Origin of the sequence: Brevibacterium litoralis, from assembly GCF_040212315.1 — a bacterium.
Taxonomy (GTDB): Bacteria; Actinomycetota; Actinomycetes; order Actinomycetales; family Brevibacteriaceae; genus Brevibacterium; species Brevibacterium litoralis.
Map to the genome: position 1 here is coordinate 1 of NZ_JBDIUY010000035.1, position 13,058 is coordinate 13,058.

Annotated in this window: 14 protein-coding genes and 1 pseudogene; 10 read left to right on the forward strand and 5 right to left on the reverse strand. The window is 68.9% G+C overall.

Annotation, left to right across the window (positions count from 1 at the left end; all coding sequences use genetic code 11):
* Positions 1-112: 112 nt before the first annotated feature.
* The 3 genes and pseudogenes from AAD496_RS11995 to AAD496_RS12005 form a co-directional block, all read right to left on the reverse strand.
* A pseudogene (locus AAD496_RS11995) lies at positions 113-397 on the reverse strand (GntR family transcriptional regulator); the annotation flags it as partial.
* Positions 398-509: 112 nt separating this feature from the next.
* Positions 510-830: a protealysin inhibitor emfourin gene (locus AAD496_RS12000; protein ID WP_349829010.1), complete on the reverse strand. Its 321-nt coding sequence runs from the start codon at positions 828-830 to the stop codon at positions 510-512.
* The gene (locus AAD496_RS12005) at positions 817-1,872 is read right to left on the reverse strand and encodes a M4 family metallopeptidase (RefSeq protein ID WP_349829012.1); all 1,056 of its coding nucleotides are present in this window, start codon (positions 1,870-1,872) and stop codon (positions 817-819) included. Before AAD496_RS12005 ends, AAD496_RS12000 begins: the two co-directional genes overlap by 14 nt.
* Positions 1,873-2,045: 173 nt before the next feature.
* Between AAD496_RS12005 and ectA the strand changes: the two genes are divergently transcribed.
* From ectA to AAD496_RS12030, 5 genes are all read left to right on the forward strand, one after another.
* Positions 2,046-2,564 (forward strand): diaminobutyrate acetyltransferase, encoded by a 519-nt coding sequence (gene ectA, locus AAD496_RS12010; RefSeq protein ID WP_349829014.1) that lies wholly within the window; start codon positions 2,046-2,048, stop codon positions 2,562-2,564.
* Positions 2,565-2,674: 110 nt separating this feature from the next.
* On the forward strand, positions 2,675-3,952 hold the full coding sequence (gene ectB, locus AAD496_RS12015; RefSeq protein WP_349829015.1) for a diaminobutyrate--2-oxoglutarate transaminase: 1,278 nt from the start codon (positions 2,675-2,677) through the stop codon (positions 3,950-3,952).
* 44 nt (positions 3,953-3,996) lie between these two features.
* Positions 3,997-4,395 carry an ectoine synthase gene (locus tag AAD496_RS12020; protein ID WP_349829016.1) on the forward strand — a complete coding sequence of 133 codons (399 nt, stop codon included), beginning with the start codon at positions 3,997-3,999 and terminating at the stop codon, positions 4,393-4,395.
* Positions 4,396-4,645: 250 nt separating this feature from the next.
* Complete coding sequence (locus AAD496_RS12025) at positions 4,646-5,173, forward strand: metallophosphoesterase family protein (RefSeq protein WP_349829017.1); 528 nt, start codon at positions 4,646-4,648, stop codon at positions 5,171-5,173.
* Between the two features lie 103 nt (positions 5,174-5,276).
* Positions 5,277-5,570, forward strand: a complete 294-nt coding sequence (locus tag AAD496_RS12030; RefSeq protein WP_349829018.1) for a hypothetical protein — start codon at positions 5,277-5,279, stop codon at positions 5,568-5,570.
* A gap of 70 nt (positions 5,571-5,640) precedes the next feature.
* Here the strand turns inward: AAD496_RS12030 and AAD496_RS12035 are convergent, their stop codons facing one another.
* Positions 5,641-6,435: an ATP-grasp domain-containing protein gene (locus tag AAD496_RS12035; RefSeq protein WP_349829019.1), complete on the reverse strand. Its 795-nt coding sequence runs from the start codon at positions 6,433-6,435 to the stop codon at positions 5,641-5,643.
* Positions 6,436-6,623: 188 nt separating this feature from the next.
* On the opposite strand from AAD496_RS12035, the gene AAD496_RS12040 reads away from it, so the two are divergent.
* The 4 genes from AAD496_RS12040 (at position 6,624) to AAD496_RS12055 (ending at position 9,970) form a co-directional block, all read left to right on the forward strand.
* Positions 6,624-7,484: an enoyl-CoA hydratase-related protein gene (locus tag AAD496_RS12040; RefSeq protein ID WP_349829020.1), complete on the forward strand. Its 861-nt coding sequence runs from the start codon at positions 6,624-6,626 to the stop codon at positions 7,482-7,484.
* Positions 7,481-8,383, forward strand: a complete 903-nt coding sequence (locus AAD496_RS12045; protein WP_349829021.1) for an SDR family oxidoreductase — start codon at positions 7,481-7,483, stop codon at positions 8,381-8,383. The genes AAD496_RS12040 and AAD496_RS12045 overlap by 4 nt, the downstream gene beginning before the upstream one ends.
* A gap of 157 nt (positions 8,384-8,540) precedes the next feature.
* The gene (locus AAD496_RS12050; RefSeq protein WP_349829022.1) at positions 8,541-9,167 is read left to right on the forward strand and encodes an RNA polymerase sigma factor; all 627 of its coding nucleotides are present in this window, start codon (positions 8,541-8,543) and stop codon (positions 9,165-9,167) included.
* Positions 9,167-9,970 carry a methylated-DNA--[protein]-cysteine S-methyltransferase gene (locus tag AAD496_RS12055; RefSeq protein WP_349829023.1) on the forward strand — a complete coding sequence of 268 codons (804 nt, stop codon included), beginning with the start codon at positions 9,167-9,169 and terminating at the stop codon, positions 9,968-9,970. Before AAD496_RS12050 ends, AAD496_RS12055 begins: the two co-directional genes overlap by 1 nt.
* Positions 9,971-10,100: 130 nt before the next feature.
* On the opposite strand, the gene AAD496_RS12060 is transcribed toward AAD496_RS12055, so the two are convergent.
* Entirely contained in the window at positions 10,101-11,330 is a 1,230-nt protein-coding gene (locus tag AAD496_RS12060; protein WP_349829024.1) for an alpha-hydroxy acid oxidase, read from the reverse strand.
* Positions 11,331-11,511: 181 nt separating this feature from the next.
* Here AAD496_RS12060 and AAD496_RS12065 point away from each other — a divergent pair, with 181 nt between their 5' ends.
* Positions 11,512-13,008 (forward strand): L-lactate MFS transporter, encoded by a 1,497-nt coding sequence (locus tag AAD496_RS12065; protein WP_433913767.1) that lies wholly within the window; start codon positions 11,512-11,514, stop codon positions 13,006-13,008.
* Positions 13,009-13,058: the final 50 nt, after the last annotated feature.

Consider the following 13,058-nt stretch of genomic DNA (forward strand, 5'->3'; position numbering starts at 1 on the left):
CGGCTCCGGTGACAACACCCCCCGGATCATGAATGACTGGGGGCAGACATCATGCCGGAGCCGGCTGGCTCCTACCCCTGATCATCGCTGATCAACGGGCCACGAAAAAGGTAACGGGGGCGACGTAGCGCTCGGCGAAGGCCTCGCGACGTCCGGCCAGGACCCGCTCACGGGCGCCGGGTGCGACGAACATGCCGATCCCGCGGCGCTTGTACAGGACGGACCTGTCCACGAGCAGGTTCACTCCCTTCGCGGCGGTCGCGGGGTTGATCCGGTAGAAGGCCGCGAGTTCGTTGGTCGAGGGTGCTTTCGACTCCTCGGCCAGCGTGCCGTCGACGATCTGGTCCTCCACCTGTTCGGCGATCTGCACGAACAGCGGTTTGCCCTCGTCGAACATGCGTGCTCTCCCGGCTGCCGGATCGGTGCTGCTGTATCGGTTAGTTACTCAACTTGGTAACCATTCAAGGCGTGCGGGGGTCAAGGGCGGTCGGCATGATGCTCGACCGGTGTCAGTCCCCGGACTCCTCCTGGACGCGGGTGACGAGTTCTTTCCAGGCGCCGGTGAGCGCGGTCTCGGGCAGTTCCGCCTCCCGCCGGATCGTCGCGATCCGCACCACGATGTGCCAGACGAACCGATCACGACCGGCGGTGTCCTCCGGGCAGTCGTCCCAGGGGCATGCCTCGACGAGGGGGAGCCAACGGTCCTCCTCGTGGTCGACCGCCGCCGTCCAGACGCGCCGGAGCCCCGCGAACCCGCCGGAGCGGACCACCTCGATGAGCGCGGAGTCGTGTCCGTCCTTCCGTGGAGGGTCCTCCTCATGCGGTGGCATCGACGTCCACCCCCACTCCCGTCCAACCGTCCCGGACCGCGGCCACTTCTGGGGAGTCGGGACCGTGGGCCGCCTCGGCGGCGGCGATCGTCGCGGCAGCGAACCCCGCGAAATCCGTGTCCGGGGCGAGCCCCGACACCAGCGCGGCGTACCAGATGCGGCCGGCCCGTTCCCAGGCGTACCCACCGAGAGCCGTGGCGGTCAGGTGGAATGCCCGGTTCGGGATGCCCGAGTTGAGGTGCACGCCGCCGTTGTCCTGGGTCGTCTCGATGAAGTCGTCCATGTACCCGGGCTGGGGGTCGGTGCCGAGCACCGGGTCGTCATAGGCGGTTCCGGGCGCGGACATGGATCGCAGGGCGACACCGTCGACCCGGTCGGTGAACAGCCCCTCGCCCACGAGCCAGCTCGCGCTCTCCACGTCCTGCCGGAGCAGGTACTGCTCGACGAGGACGCCGAACACGTCCGAGACCGACTCGTTGAGGGCTCCCGGCTGATCGCGGTAGACGAGCTCGGCCGTGTGCTCGGTGATGCCGTGTGCCAGTTCGTGCCCGATGACCGACAGCGACGCCGTGAAGCGGCGGAAGATCTCGCCGTCCCCGTCGCCGAACACCATGCGCTCGCCGTTCCAGAACGCGTTCTCGTAGTCCCGGCCGTAGTGCACGGTCGCCAGTAGCGGCATGCCCGCGCCGTCGATCGAGTTCCGCCCGTGGACTTCGGAGAACAATGTGTACGTGGCACCGAGACCGTCGTAGGCCTCGTCGACGGCGGCGTCGCCGGTGGCCGGTTCACCCTCCGTGCGCACGGTGGTGCCGGGCAGGGTCTCGTCCTGTCGTGCATCGCCGATCGTGCGGTGCAGCCCGGTGCGTGGAGCGGACACACCCGCCGAGGCGCCCCGCCGTCCGGTACGCCCCACACGCCCCGCGCGGAAGTCGGGGTCCTGCAGGAGGGTGCGCCGTGCGGCGGTGGCAGCCCGTGCGTAACGGCTGTCGTCGAGACGGGCGATGCGGTCGAGCAGATGCGGGGGAACGATTCCGGTGACCATGCGCCCACGCTACGCCGGGCCTCGGACACCGAATCGTGGTACGGACCCGAGTGGAACCTGTGAGTCCGACCCCGAATCCGTGAATGCGGTTGGAATCAGCCGGTTGTCGATAACACATCACGTGCCTGATCGGAAGGGTTGTCCTCCTCGCTCAGATCGCTATCGTCCGGGGCATGTCGGCCAAGGAGGACCCGGTGGAGGAACACGTGGAGATCCGCGCCCCGCGGATGTCCGATGGCGGCGGGATGTGGCGGGTGGCCCGGGACTCCCGGGTCCTCGACCTCAACTCGTCCTATGCCTACGTCCTCTTCGCCCGTGACTTCGCGGACACCTGCCGGGTCGCCGTCGAGGGCGAACAGGTCGTCGGGTTCGTGCTCGGCTACCTCCGCCCGGACGCACCGGACCGTGTGTTCGTCTGGCAGGTCGCCGTCGACGCGGACCAGCGCGGCCGTGGCCTGTCCGGGCGGCTGCTCGACGATCTCGTCGACGGACTGCGACAGGGCGCCTCGCCCGTGGAGTGGTTGGAGACGACGATCACCGACGACAACGCGGCTTCCCGGCGTCTGTTCGCGTCCTTCGCCCGGCGCCGGCACGCGACCGAGAGGATCGAGCCACTGTTCGCTGCGGACCACTTCCCGGACGGCCACGATCCCGAACCCCTGCACGTGATCGGTCCGCTGAGGACGACCTGAGTCCCGATCGGGCGGACCCGAGCGTGCCCGAGTCCGGAGCCGAGAGCTCCGGCCGCGCGGACGCACCGCGCGACATGCCCCACCAGGGGCGAGACCACGAGGAGACACCGATGTCAGTCACCGACGAAACGTCCATCTCCACCTTCGACTCCCAGGAATCCGGCGTACGCAGCTACTCGCGTTCCTGGCCCGTCGTGTTCGACCGCGCGCAGGGCGCGCACCTGTACGACACGGACGGCAACGCATACCTCGACTTCTTCGCCGGGGCCGGGGTGCTCAACTACGGGCACAACCACCCGGCCTTGAAGAAGGTCCTCATGGACTACGTGGCGGGCGACCACATCATCCACTCGCTCGACATGTTCACCGAGGCCCGCCGCGACTTCCTCGACACCTTCGGCGAGCGGATCCTCGATCCCCGGGACCTCGACTACCGCGTGATCTTCCCCGGTCCCGGCGGGGCGAACGCGGTCGAGGCGGCCCTCAAGCTCGCCCGCAAGGTCACCGGCCGGGAATCGGTCGTGAACTTCACGAACGCCTTCCACGGCATGACGCTCGGGGCGCTGTCGGTCACGGGCAACTCCCTCAAGCGCGGGGGCGCGGGCGTGCCGCTCGTCCACGCGACACCCATGCCCTACGACGACTACTTCGACCGGGACTACCCGGACTTCTTCTACTTCGAGAAACTGCTCACCGACGCGGGCAGCGGGCTCAACAAGCCGGCGGCCGTGATCGTCGAGACGGTGCAGGGCGAGGGCGGCATCAACACCGCCCGCGCGGAGTGGCTGCGCGGCCTGGAGAAGCTGTGCCGCGCCCACGACATCCTCCTCATCCTCGACGACGTGCAGATGGGCTGCGGGCGCACCGGCGAGTTCTTCAGTTTCGAGGAAGCGGGCATCACCCCGGACTTCGTGTGCCTGTCCAAGTCGCTCTCCGGCTACGGCCTGCCCATGGCCATCACCCTCGTGAAGCCCGAGTACGACGTGTGGGAGCCCGGCGAGCACAACGGGACCTTCCGCGGGGTGGCCCCGGCCTTCGTCACCGCCGCCGAGGCGCTCCGCACCTTCTGGGCGGACGATTCCCTGGCGACCTCGACCCGGGAGAAGGGCGCCTACGTCGAGAGTCGGCTCAACGCGCTGGCCGCCGAACACCCGGACGCGGACCTGGTCCCGAAGGGCCGTGGTCTGGCCCGCGGTCTGCAGTTCGCCGACGGGGAGACGGCCGGCCGGGCCGCCGCGGCGGCGTTCGAGCGGGGTCTGCTCGCGGAGACCTCCGGGCCGGAGGACGAGGTCCTCAAACTGCTCCCGCCACTGACCGTCACCGACGAGGAACTGGGCCGCGGGATGGACCTCGTCGCCGAGGCGACCGCCGCGGCACTCGCCGGCTGACCCCACCTGTCCCACGCACCACCCGACGAACCGAGGAGACCCGCATGATCGTGCGCACCCTGGACGAGATCAACGACACCGAGTCCGACATCCGGTCGGAGAACTGGCGCTCCCGGCGCATCGTGCTCGCGAAGGAGGGCGTCGGTTTCTCCCTCCACGAGACGACGCTCTACACCGGTACCGAGAGCTACTTCTGGTACGCCAACCACATCGAGGCCGTGTTCATCACGGAGGGCGAGGGGGAGATCGAGGACCTCGCGACCGGTGAGGTGCACCAGCTGCGCCCCGGCTCCATGTACCTGCTGAACGAGAACGACAAGCACAAGGTGCGCGTGCGCGAGGAGATCCACTGCGTGTGTGTCTTCAACCCGCCGATCACCGGCCGCGAGGTGCACGACGAGAACGGCGTCTACCCCCTCGTGACCGAGGAGCAGGTGGGCTGACCCGCCCCCGAGGCGCCCCGGCCCGAACCCGGATCCGACCGGACCCTCACGGCCCGGTCACCGCGCCGGAGGCGCCCCGCCGCGGGCCGCCGGACCCGGGTGCCGGGCCGGGGCCCGCGGTGGCGGCGACAGCGGGAATTCACGCGTCGTCGGTGGAGTTCACGTCGGGTTCCCCTGTGGGAAGGTTCGGTGACGAACGGGGGCGATTCAGGCCACGTCCGCGTCACCTCGGGTGCCTGGCCTCGGCGCCATGACGAACAATGAGACCCATCCCGACACCACTCCCACCACCGGACTCGGTCGCCGCGGCGTGCTCGCGGGCGCCGGCGCGGCCACCGTGGCCGGCCTTCTCGGCGCGACGATGGCCGCCACCCCGGCAGGCGCCTCGGCGAAGAAGGCGAAGCCGAACACCGCGATGCCCGTGCAGTTCGGCGCCGACGGCAAGCTGCGTATCGTCCAGTTCAACGACACCCAGGACACCCACCTCACCGACAAGCGCACCATCGAGCTCATCGAAAAGACGCTCGACACGGAGGAGCCCGGTTTCGTGGTCCTCAACGGCGACGTCATCAACGGGGTTCCCTCGACCGCGACGCAGGTGAAGCAGGCCTACAACAACGTGCTCGCACCGACGCCCCGAAGCTCTACGGCCACTCCGACGGGCAGCTGCTGTTCAATTCCTCGACGTCGAACGACCCGGCCGTCGGTGTCTGGCTGCTCGACTCCAACCGTTACGCCGACGGCACCATCGGTGGCCAGAGCCGTGACGGGCTCATGAATTACGACTGGATCCACACCGATCAGGTCCAGTGGTACCGGGAGACGTCGATCGCCACCGAGGACCGGTTCGGTCGGAAGATCCCCTCCAGGAGTGTGGTGACGTGCGCGGCGTCTTCGTCGGCCACGACCACATCAACACCTATGTCGGCAACTACTTCGGTGTCGAGGTCGGCAACTACTTCGGTGTCGAGCTCGGCTACGGACCGGGTACCGGCTACGGCACCTACAGGCTCGGTGGAGCCGACCAGCACCGCCTCCGCGGCGCCCGCGTGTTCGAACTCGACGAGAACGTCGAGGGTGTGTACGTCGGGTCCCGCGCCGTGTTCGCCGCGGATCTCGGCATCGACACGACCCCGGGCAACCAGCGCATCACGGAATCTGCGCCCCTTCCCTGATCGGGCACCGCCGTGATCGAGTACGGCACTGATCGAGCATTGACCTGATCGGGTGGTGTCCTGATCTCGTCTACCCGTGCCGGGCGTGGTCGAGGAGGTGGGCGGTCACGAGGGCGGGAGCATCGGCCACGCCCCGGAAGCCGGGAAATGCGTTGACGTCGACGACCACCGGCCCTGTCGGCGTCCTCACGACGTCGACACCCAGGAGGTGCGCGCCCAGCACGCGGCCGACCTCCAGGGCCAGGTCCGTGAGCTCGGTGTCCGGTGCGAACGGGGTGCCGGTCGTGACGTGGGCATGCGTGAGGGTCGACGGCTTGCGCAGGCCACGGACCGCCTCGCCCGCGACGTAGAGCTTGTGGTCGGTGTCCTCGGCCGGCAGCCGGGCCTCGACCTGGTAGGGGCCGGGGAACGGTGCCTGCGCAGGCAAGGTCGCGCCGGTCCCGGCCATGACGCTCGCTCCACGGCCCGGGCCCGCCAGTGCCTTGACGACGGCCTCCTCGCCGCCCGCGTGTGCGAGAACCTCCGGCCAGCCGTCGACCGTGACCGCTTCCGGCACCGTGACTCCGGCGCGGTCCAGGGCCGCGTGCCAGGAGCGTCGGTCCCGCAGAAGGGCATCGGCCGACCACGGGTTGCACAGCGGGATGCCGCGCTCGTGGGCGGCGGTGAGTGTCGGCGCCACGGAGGCGTGCAGGCCACGGTGGACGACCAGGTCCTCCCCGGTGAGGGAGTCGAGGTCGAGGGGCTCCTGGTGCGGTAGGAGGACCGGCGCCGAGGCGCCTCGGGCTGCGAGCGAATCCCGCACCTCGGCGAGCAGCGTGCCCGGCTTCGGTGGTTTGCCGAGGAGGAAGGTCAGTCGCGGGGCCATGGTCCATTCTCGACGGATCGGTCGCGGGAAGACAAGGGGCGGGGCGCCTCGTTCCACGGGTCCCGGTGAGGACGGTCCGGTCGCGTCGGGATTCGGATCCGGTGCCTCGGCGTCCTGAATCGCCCTGAACGATCGTTCGGTGTCCGGTTAGGGTGGGGGAGAAGCGATCCGTCCTGCAAAGGAGCATGATGACCACACGCACCGCCACGAACGGCACGGTCGTCGTCGACATCGACGACGGCCTGGCCCACGTACGGCTCTCCCGACCGGAGAAACTCAACTCCCTCACCCGCGAGGTCTTCGCCGACCTCGTCGAGATCGGCACCTCGCTCGTCGACGCCGGGGACGTGAACGCCGTCGTCCTCACCGGCGAGGGGCGGGCCTTCTGTGCCGGCCTCGACCTCGGCGAGTTCCAGCGCATGAAGTCCGGCGAACGGGTCGGCGGGACCAAGAACCCGGCCGGTCAGGGTGAGCCCCTCGGAGCGGCGAAAGCCGTCGCGCAGAAAGCCGTCCACGTGTGGTCCCTCGTCCCGGTCCCCGTCATCGCGGGCGTCGCCGGGGTCGCGTACGGCGGAGGTCTGCAGGTCGCGCTCGGCGCCGACGTGCGGATCGTCGGCGAGGACGCGCGTCTGTCGATGATGGAGGCGAACTGGGGCCTGGTCCCCGACATGTGCGGCACCCAACTGCTGCCGCGCCTCGTCGGCCCCTCGCAGGCCAAGCTCCTGATCTTCACCGCCGAGGTCATCGACGGGGCGCACGCCGGCCGGATCGGTCTCGCCGACGAGGTGGTCGCCGATCCCGTCGCCCGTGCCCTCGAGATCGGGCGGGACCTCGCAGGGAAGTCCCGGTCGGCCCTCGTGCGGTCGAAGACGCTCGTCGACCTCGCCGCGGACGGTGCGTCCCTGGCCGACGGGTTCGCCCGTGAGCAGGAGTACATCGGGGAGCTCATGGGCAGCCCCGAACAGATCGCCGCGGTCGAGAAGCGCCAGGCGCTCCTCGCGGCACAGCGGGCCGCCAAGGCCGAGAGCGGGAAGGCAGCGAAGGAATGAGTGCACAGGAGTTCAACACCGATCCGCGGAACAAGGTCCGCAGCGACCTCGACTCCGTCGGCGACGGGACGACCCATGATCCGATCGGTCACCTTTCCCCGGACATGCTCACGGGGCAGGTCGCCTTCATCACCGGCGGCGGGTCCGGTATCAACCTGGGTATCGCCAAGGCTTTCGCCCGCTGCGGCGCCGACGTGGCGATCTGCGGCCGGACCGAGTCGAAGCTCGCCGCCGCGGCCGCGGAGATCGAGGCTCTCGGCGCGAAGGTCGCGTACAAGGCCGCGGACGTCCGCGACCCCGAGGCGCTCGCCGCCGCCGTCGACCACGCCGCCGAACAGTTGGGCGACGTGAGCATCGCCGTCGCCGGTGCGGCCGGCAACTTCTTCGCGCAGGCGGAGAAGATGAGCGCGAACGCCTTCGCGACGGTCGTGAACATCGACCTGCTCGGCGCCTACCACACGGCCCGTGCCGCCTTCCCGTACCTGGAACGGACGAAGGGGTCGATCCTCTTCATCTCCGCAGGCCAGGCGTACAAGGCCAACAAGTTCCAGGCGCACGTGGGTGCGGCGAAGGCCGGGATCGAGATGCTCATGAAGGACCTCGCCCTGGAGTGGGGACCCAAGGGCATCCGGTCGAACTCGCTCGTGCCCGGCCCGGTCAACGGTACCGAGGGGATGGCCCGGCTGGCCGGTCCGACCGGTGCGGAGGAATGGCGTCGCGCCGTCCCGTTGGGTCGCTGGGCGGACAAGGAGGAGCTCGGCGCGATGGCCGCGGTGCTGTCCGGACCGCTCGGGGCCTTCGTCACCGGCTCGCAGTTCGTGGTCGACGGGGGTTCCGGCCTGGCCACGAACCCGGCGATCTCCGACGCCGTCGAGCGGGTGCTGCTCTCCGGCGACTGACCTCGATGCCACCCTGCCGCACCGGCATCCCACCGATGCCCGGCTGAAAAAAGTTCGCCGGTGGACCTCACGAATCGGCCTCCTCGAACGTCTACGGGGTGAAGGGGTCGGAACCGACCCCGGTGACCATCGGACGCCCTGAGCACAGGAGAACACCGTGAGCACCTCCCAGGAGGCCGTCGATCCCGACGGCCGGAGCGCACCCGACCACGGACCGGAGGACGACACCCCTGTCGTCGTACCCGGAGACCCCTTCGACGCCGTCGTGCGGGTCCACGGTCCATCGGTGTTGCGCTTCTGCCTGGCGCTGCACACGGTGTGGGCGGACGCGGAGGACTCCTACTCGGAGACGATGCTGCGCGCGCTCCGTGCCTATAGCAGCCTGGATCCGGACACGAACATCGAGGCGTGGCTCATCACGATCGCCCGGAACACGTGTACGGACGCGATGCGGAGACGTGGGCGGCTGCCCGTTCCCACGGAGGACGCCACACTCGCCGACCTCGTGGAGAACGAGTGGGGGTCCGTCGGGGGTCCCTCGGACGAGCCCCTGGTCCGCGTCGTCGAGCTCCTGCGGGACCTCACCGAACGGCAACGCTCCGTCATCGCCCATCGGTACGTGTGGGCGCTGTCGTTCAAGGAGATCGCCGCGGAACTGGGCGGGACGGAGGCCGCGGCCAGGCGCGCCGCGGCGGACGGGATCGCCCGGTTGCGCGCACGATGGTCGGAGTACGAGGACGAGCCGGCGCTGTCGGCCGAGAGCTGGGGAAAGGCACCGTTCTGATGAATACGGAGCAGCGGTACACGGACCCGTGGAGCGCCACGGATCTCGCGTATGCAGAGGAACTGGCATACGCAGACGAAGCTGCGCGAGAACGAGCAGCCGTGGGCGCGGAGGTAGCCGAGGACACCGAGATCACACCTGTCGACGACAGGGAGTTCCTGGGCGAGATCGAGCGGTCGTTGCTGCTCGGCGGGTCGACGGTGGAGCACCAGATCCTGCGGAAGCTGAACTTGCGGCTGGTCGAGCAGGCCGGGTCGGAAGGTCTGGTGGACGCGCGGTATGCGTTCCTCCAGAGCCCGATGGGAAACCTCCTCGTCGTCGCCACGCCCTTCGGGCTGTTGCGGATCGGTTTCGACACCGAGCACTTCACGACGGTGCTCGACGAGGTCGCTGCGGTCGTCGGTCCGGCGGTCGTCGAGGACCCGGTCGGCATCCGGCACCACCTGGACGAACTTGAGCAGTACTTCGCCGGGGAGCGCCGGACCTTCGACCTGCCGCTCGACATGCGGCTCATGAAGACCGGGGGATTCCGGTCGAAGGTGCAGTTGGCACTGCCGGACATCCCGTACGGGGAGACCTACAGCTACACGCAGATGGCCCTGCACGTGGACAACCCGAAGGCCACCCGAGCGGTCGGGACGGCCTGCGCACAGAACCCCCTGCCCATCGTCCTGCCGTGCCACCGCGTGGTCCGGACGGACGGCAGCTTCGGCAACTACCGCGGCGGGCACGACCGCAAGCAGTGGATCCTCACCTTCGAGTCCACCCAGCTGGAGAAGGAGAGGTCCGCCGCCCCCTTCTGATTCCGAGGCGGAGCGAATCAGTTGTTGGATGGGGTGAGGGTTTCCGAGGGAAACCCTCACCCCACCCAGCAGTTGATTTCACTGGCCGGCGGGATTCCAGCAGCTGATGGGCCGGCGGCGGGGCCGGGGGTCAGCCGCGGGTGAAGCGCTTGAGCTGAGTGACGTGGCCCGGCTCCAGCTCCTCGATGGAGTTCACCTGCAGGAGCTTCATGGTGCGGACGATCTCCTCCGTGAGGATCTCGATCGTGCGGTCCACTCCCTCGCGGCCGCCGGCCATGAGTCCGTACAGGTAGGCGCGGCCGATGAGGGTGAACTTCGCCCCCATCGCGATCGAGGCGACGATGTCCGCACCGTTCATGATGCCGGTGTCGACCATGACCTCGACGTCGTCCCCGACCTCCCGGAGGACCTCCGGCAGCAGGTGGAACGGCACGGGCGCGCGGTCGAGCTGGCGGCCACCGTGGTTGGACAGCACGATCGCGTCGACGCCCAGGTCGGTCAGGCGCTTGGAGTCCTCGACGTTCTGGACACCCTTGATGGCGATCTTGCCCGGCCAGATGTCGCGGATCTCCGCGAGCGCCTCGTAATCGATGGACGGGTCCATCGCGGCGTTGAGGAGTTCGCCGACCGTGCCGCCGGTCGAGGACAGGGATGCGAACTCCAGGGTCGGCGTGGTGAGGAAGTCCCACCACCACCAGGGACGGGGGATGGCGTCGAGCACCGTCCCCACGGTGAGCTGCGGCGGGATGGCGAATCCGTTGCGCTTGTCGCGCAGACGGGCGCCCGCCACCGGGGTGTCGACCGTGAAGTGGAGGGTGTCGAAGCCGTTCTCCCAGGCGCGCTGGGCGAGCCCGTAGGACACGTCCCGGTCGTTCATCACGTAGAGCTGGAACCAGTTGCGGCCGTGCGGGTTCGCGGCCTTCACACCCTCGATCGAGGTCGTGCCGAGTGTCGAGAGGGTGAACGGGATGCCTGCCGCACCGGCCGCACCCGCACCGGCCACCTCACCCTCGGTCTGCATGAGACGGGTGAAGCCGGTGGGAGCGATACCGAAGGGCAGGGCCGACTCGCCGCCCAGGATCCGCGTGGTCGTGTCGACGTGGGACACGTCCTTGAGGATCGAGGGGTGGAACTCGACGTCCTTGAACGCCTGGCGCGCACGGGCGAGTCCGATCTCGCCCTCGGCGGCGCCGTCGGTGTAGTCGAAGGCGGCGGCGGGGGTGCGGCGTTTGGCGATCGCCCGCAGGTCGGCGATCGTGAGCGCCTGGGAGAGGCGACGCTTCTTCGCGTCGAGCTCCGGCTTCTTGAACTGCATGAGTTCGAGCAACTCGGAAGGTTTGGGGAACTGGCGTTGCACCACGGAAGGCTCCTCACAGGTCGGGCGGGTGGCCGGGGGGACTCAGGACACCTTATTCCCTCATACGTGAGCCGGTACACACACCACGCAGCGAGATGGTGATCACCAAATTCGTATCCTGTGATCATTCAGGGGATACCCTGTGCGGGTTCTGTACGCTCTCGCCCTCCGCGTGAAGGAAACCGTGTCCGTACTCGATCGTGAAGCCATCGTCGCGCCCAAGGACTTCAACCGCTGGTTGATGCCCGCCGCCGCGCTCGCCATCCACCTGTGCATCGGCCAGGTCTACGCACTCAGCGTGTTCAAGTCCCCGTTCATGGAGAAGTTCGCCGCCGGAGAGGTCGCCATCGGGTGGATCTTCTCCCTGGCGATCCTCATGCTCGGCCTCTCCGCCGCCGTCGCCGGCTCCTGGGTCGAGAAGGCAGGACCTCGGAAGTCCATGGTCGTCGCCGGCCTCTTCTGGGTCGTCGGGTTCTTCGTGTCCACCCTCGGTATCGCCACCGGGCAGCTGTGGCTGCTCTATGTCGGCTACGGCGTCATCGGCGGTATCGGCCTGGGCATCGGCTACATCTCCCCGGTGTCGACCCTCATGAAGTGGTTCCCGGACAAGCCGGGGCTCGCCTCGGGCCTGGCCATCATGGGCTTCGGTGGTGGCGCGCTCATCGCCTCGCCGGTGTCGAACGCCCTCATGGCCGCCTACGGTGGCGGTTCGGAGCTCGCGGACCTCACCGCCGGTCTGACCCCGACCTTCATGACGCTCGCCGTCGCGTACGCGATCGCGATCGCTGCGGGTGCCTATGTCATCCGTCTGCCGCACCCGGAGTGGAAGCCCGCCGGTTACGACCCGGCCGGGGGCGGCACCGTCAAGGACGTCAGCCACATCAACGTCTCCGTCAACCAGGCGATGAAGACCCCGCAGTTCTGGATGCTGTGGATCGTCCTCTTCACCAACGTGACCGCGGGCATCGGAATCCTGGAGAACGCCTCGCCGATGGTCCAGGACTACTTCCCGGAGATCACCGCCGGTGCCGCCGCCGGGTACGTGGGTCTGCTGTCGCTGGCGAACATGGCCGGTCGGTTCGTGTGGTCCTCGGCCTCGGACTACATCGGGCGCAAGAACGTCTACATCGTCTACCTGGGCGTCGGCCTGCTGTTGTACCTGTTCGTCGCGCTGCTCGGTGGCTCGAACCTCGTGCTGTTCATCCTCGCGACCCTCGTCATCCTGTCGTTCTACGGCGGTGGCTTCGCGACGATGCCGTCCTATCTGCGTGACTACTTCGGTGTGCACAACGTCGGCGCCATCCACGGCCGTGTCCTCACGGCCTGGGCCGCCGCCGGTGTCGCCGGACCCCTCATCGTCAACACCGTCGTCGAGTCCCAGACCCACGCCGGCAAGGAGGGTGCGGCCGTCTACACGCTCGGCCTGTCGATCATGGTCGGTGTCCTCGCCGTCGGTTTCGTCGCGAACATCCTCATGCGTCCGGTCGCGAAGAAGCACTACGCGTCGGCCGACGAGATCGCCGAGGCCAAGGCCGTCATCGCGGAGGCGGCCTCCGCCCGTCCGGCCAACTCCGGCCCGATCCACCGCACGGTGGCCTGGGTCCTGCTCGCCGCCGTGACGATCGGACTGGCCTACGGCCTCATCCAGACGATCGTGAAGGCCGTGCAGATCTTCGCCTGATCCACCCCTCGCCGGGTGGATCCCGGCGGGGAGTCGGGCCCGACACGGGC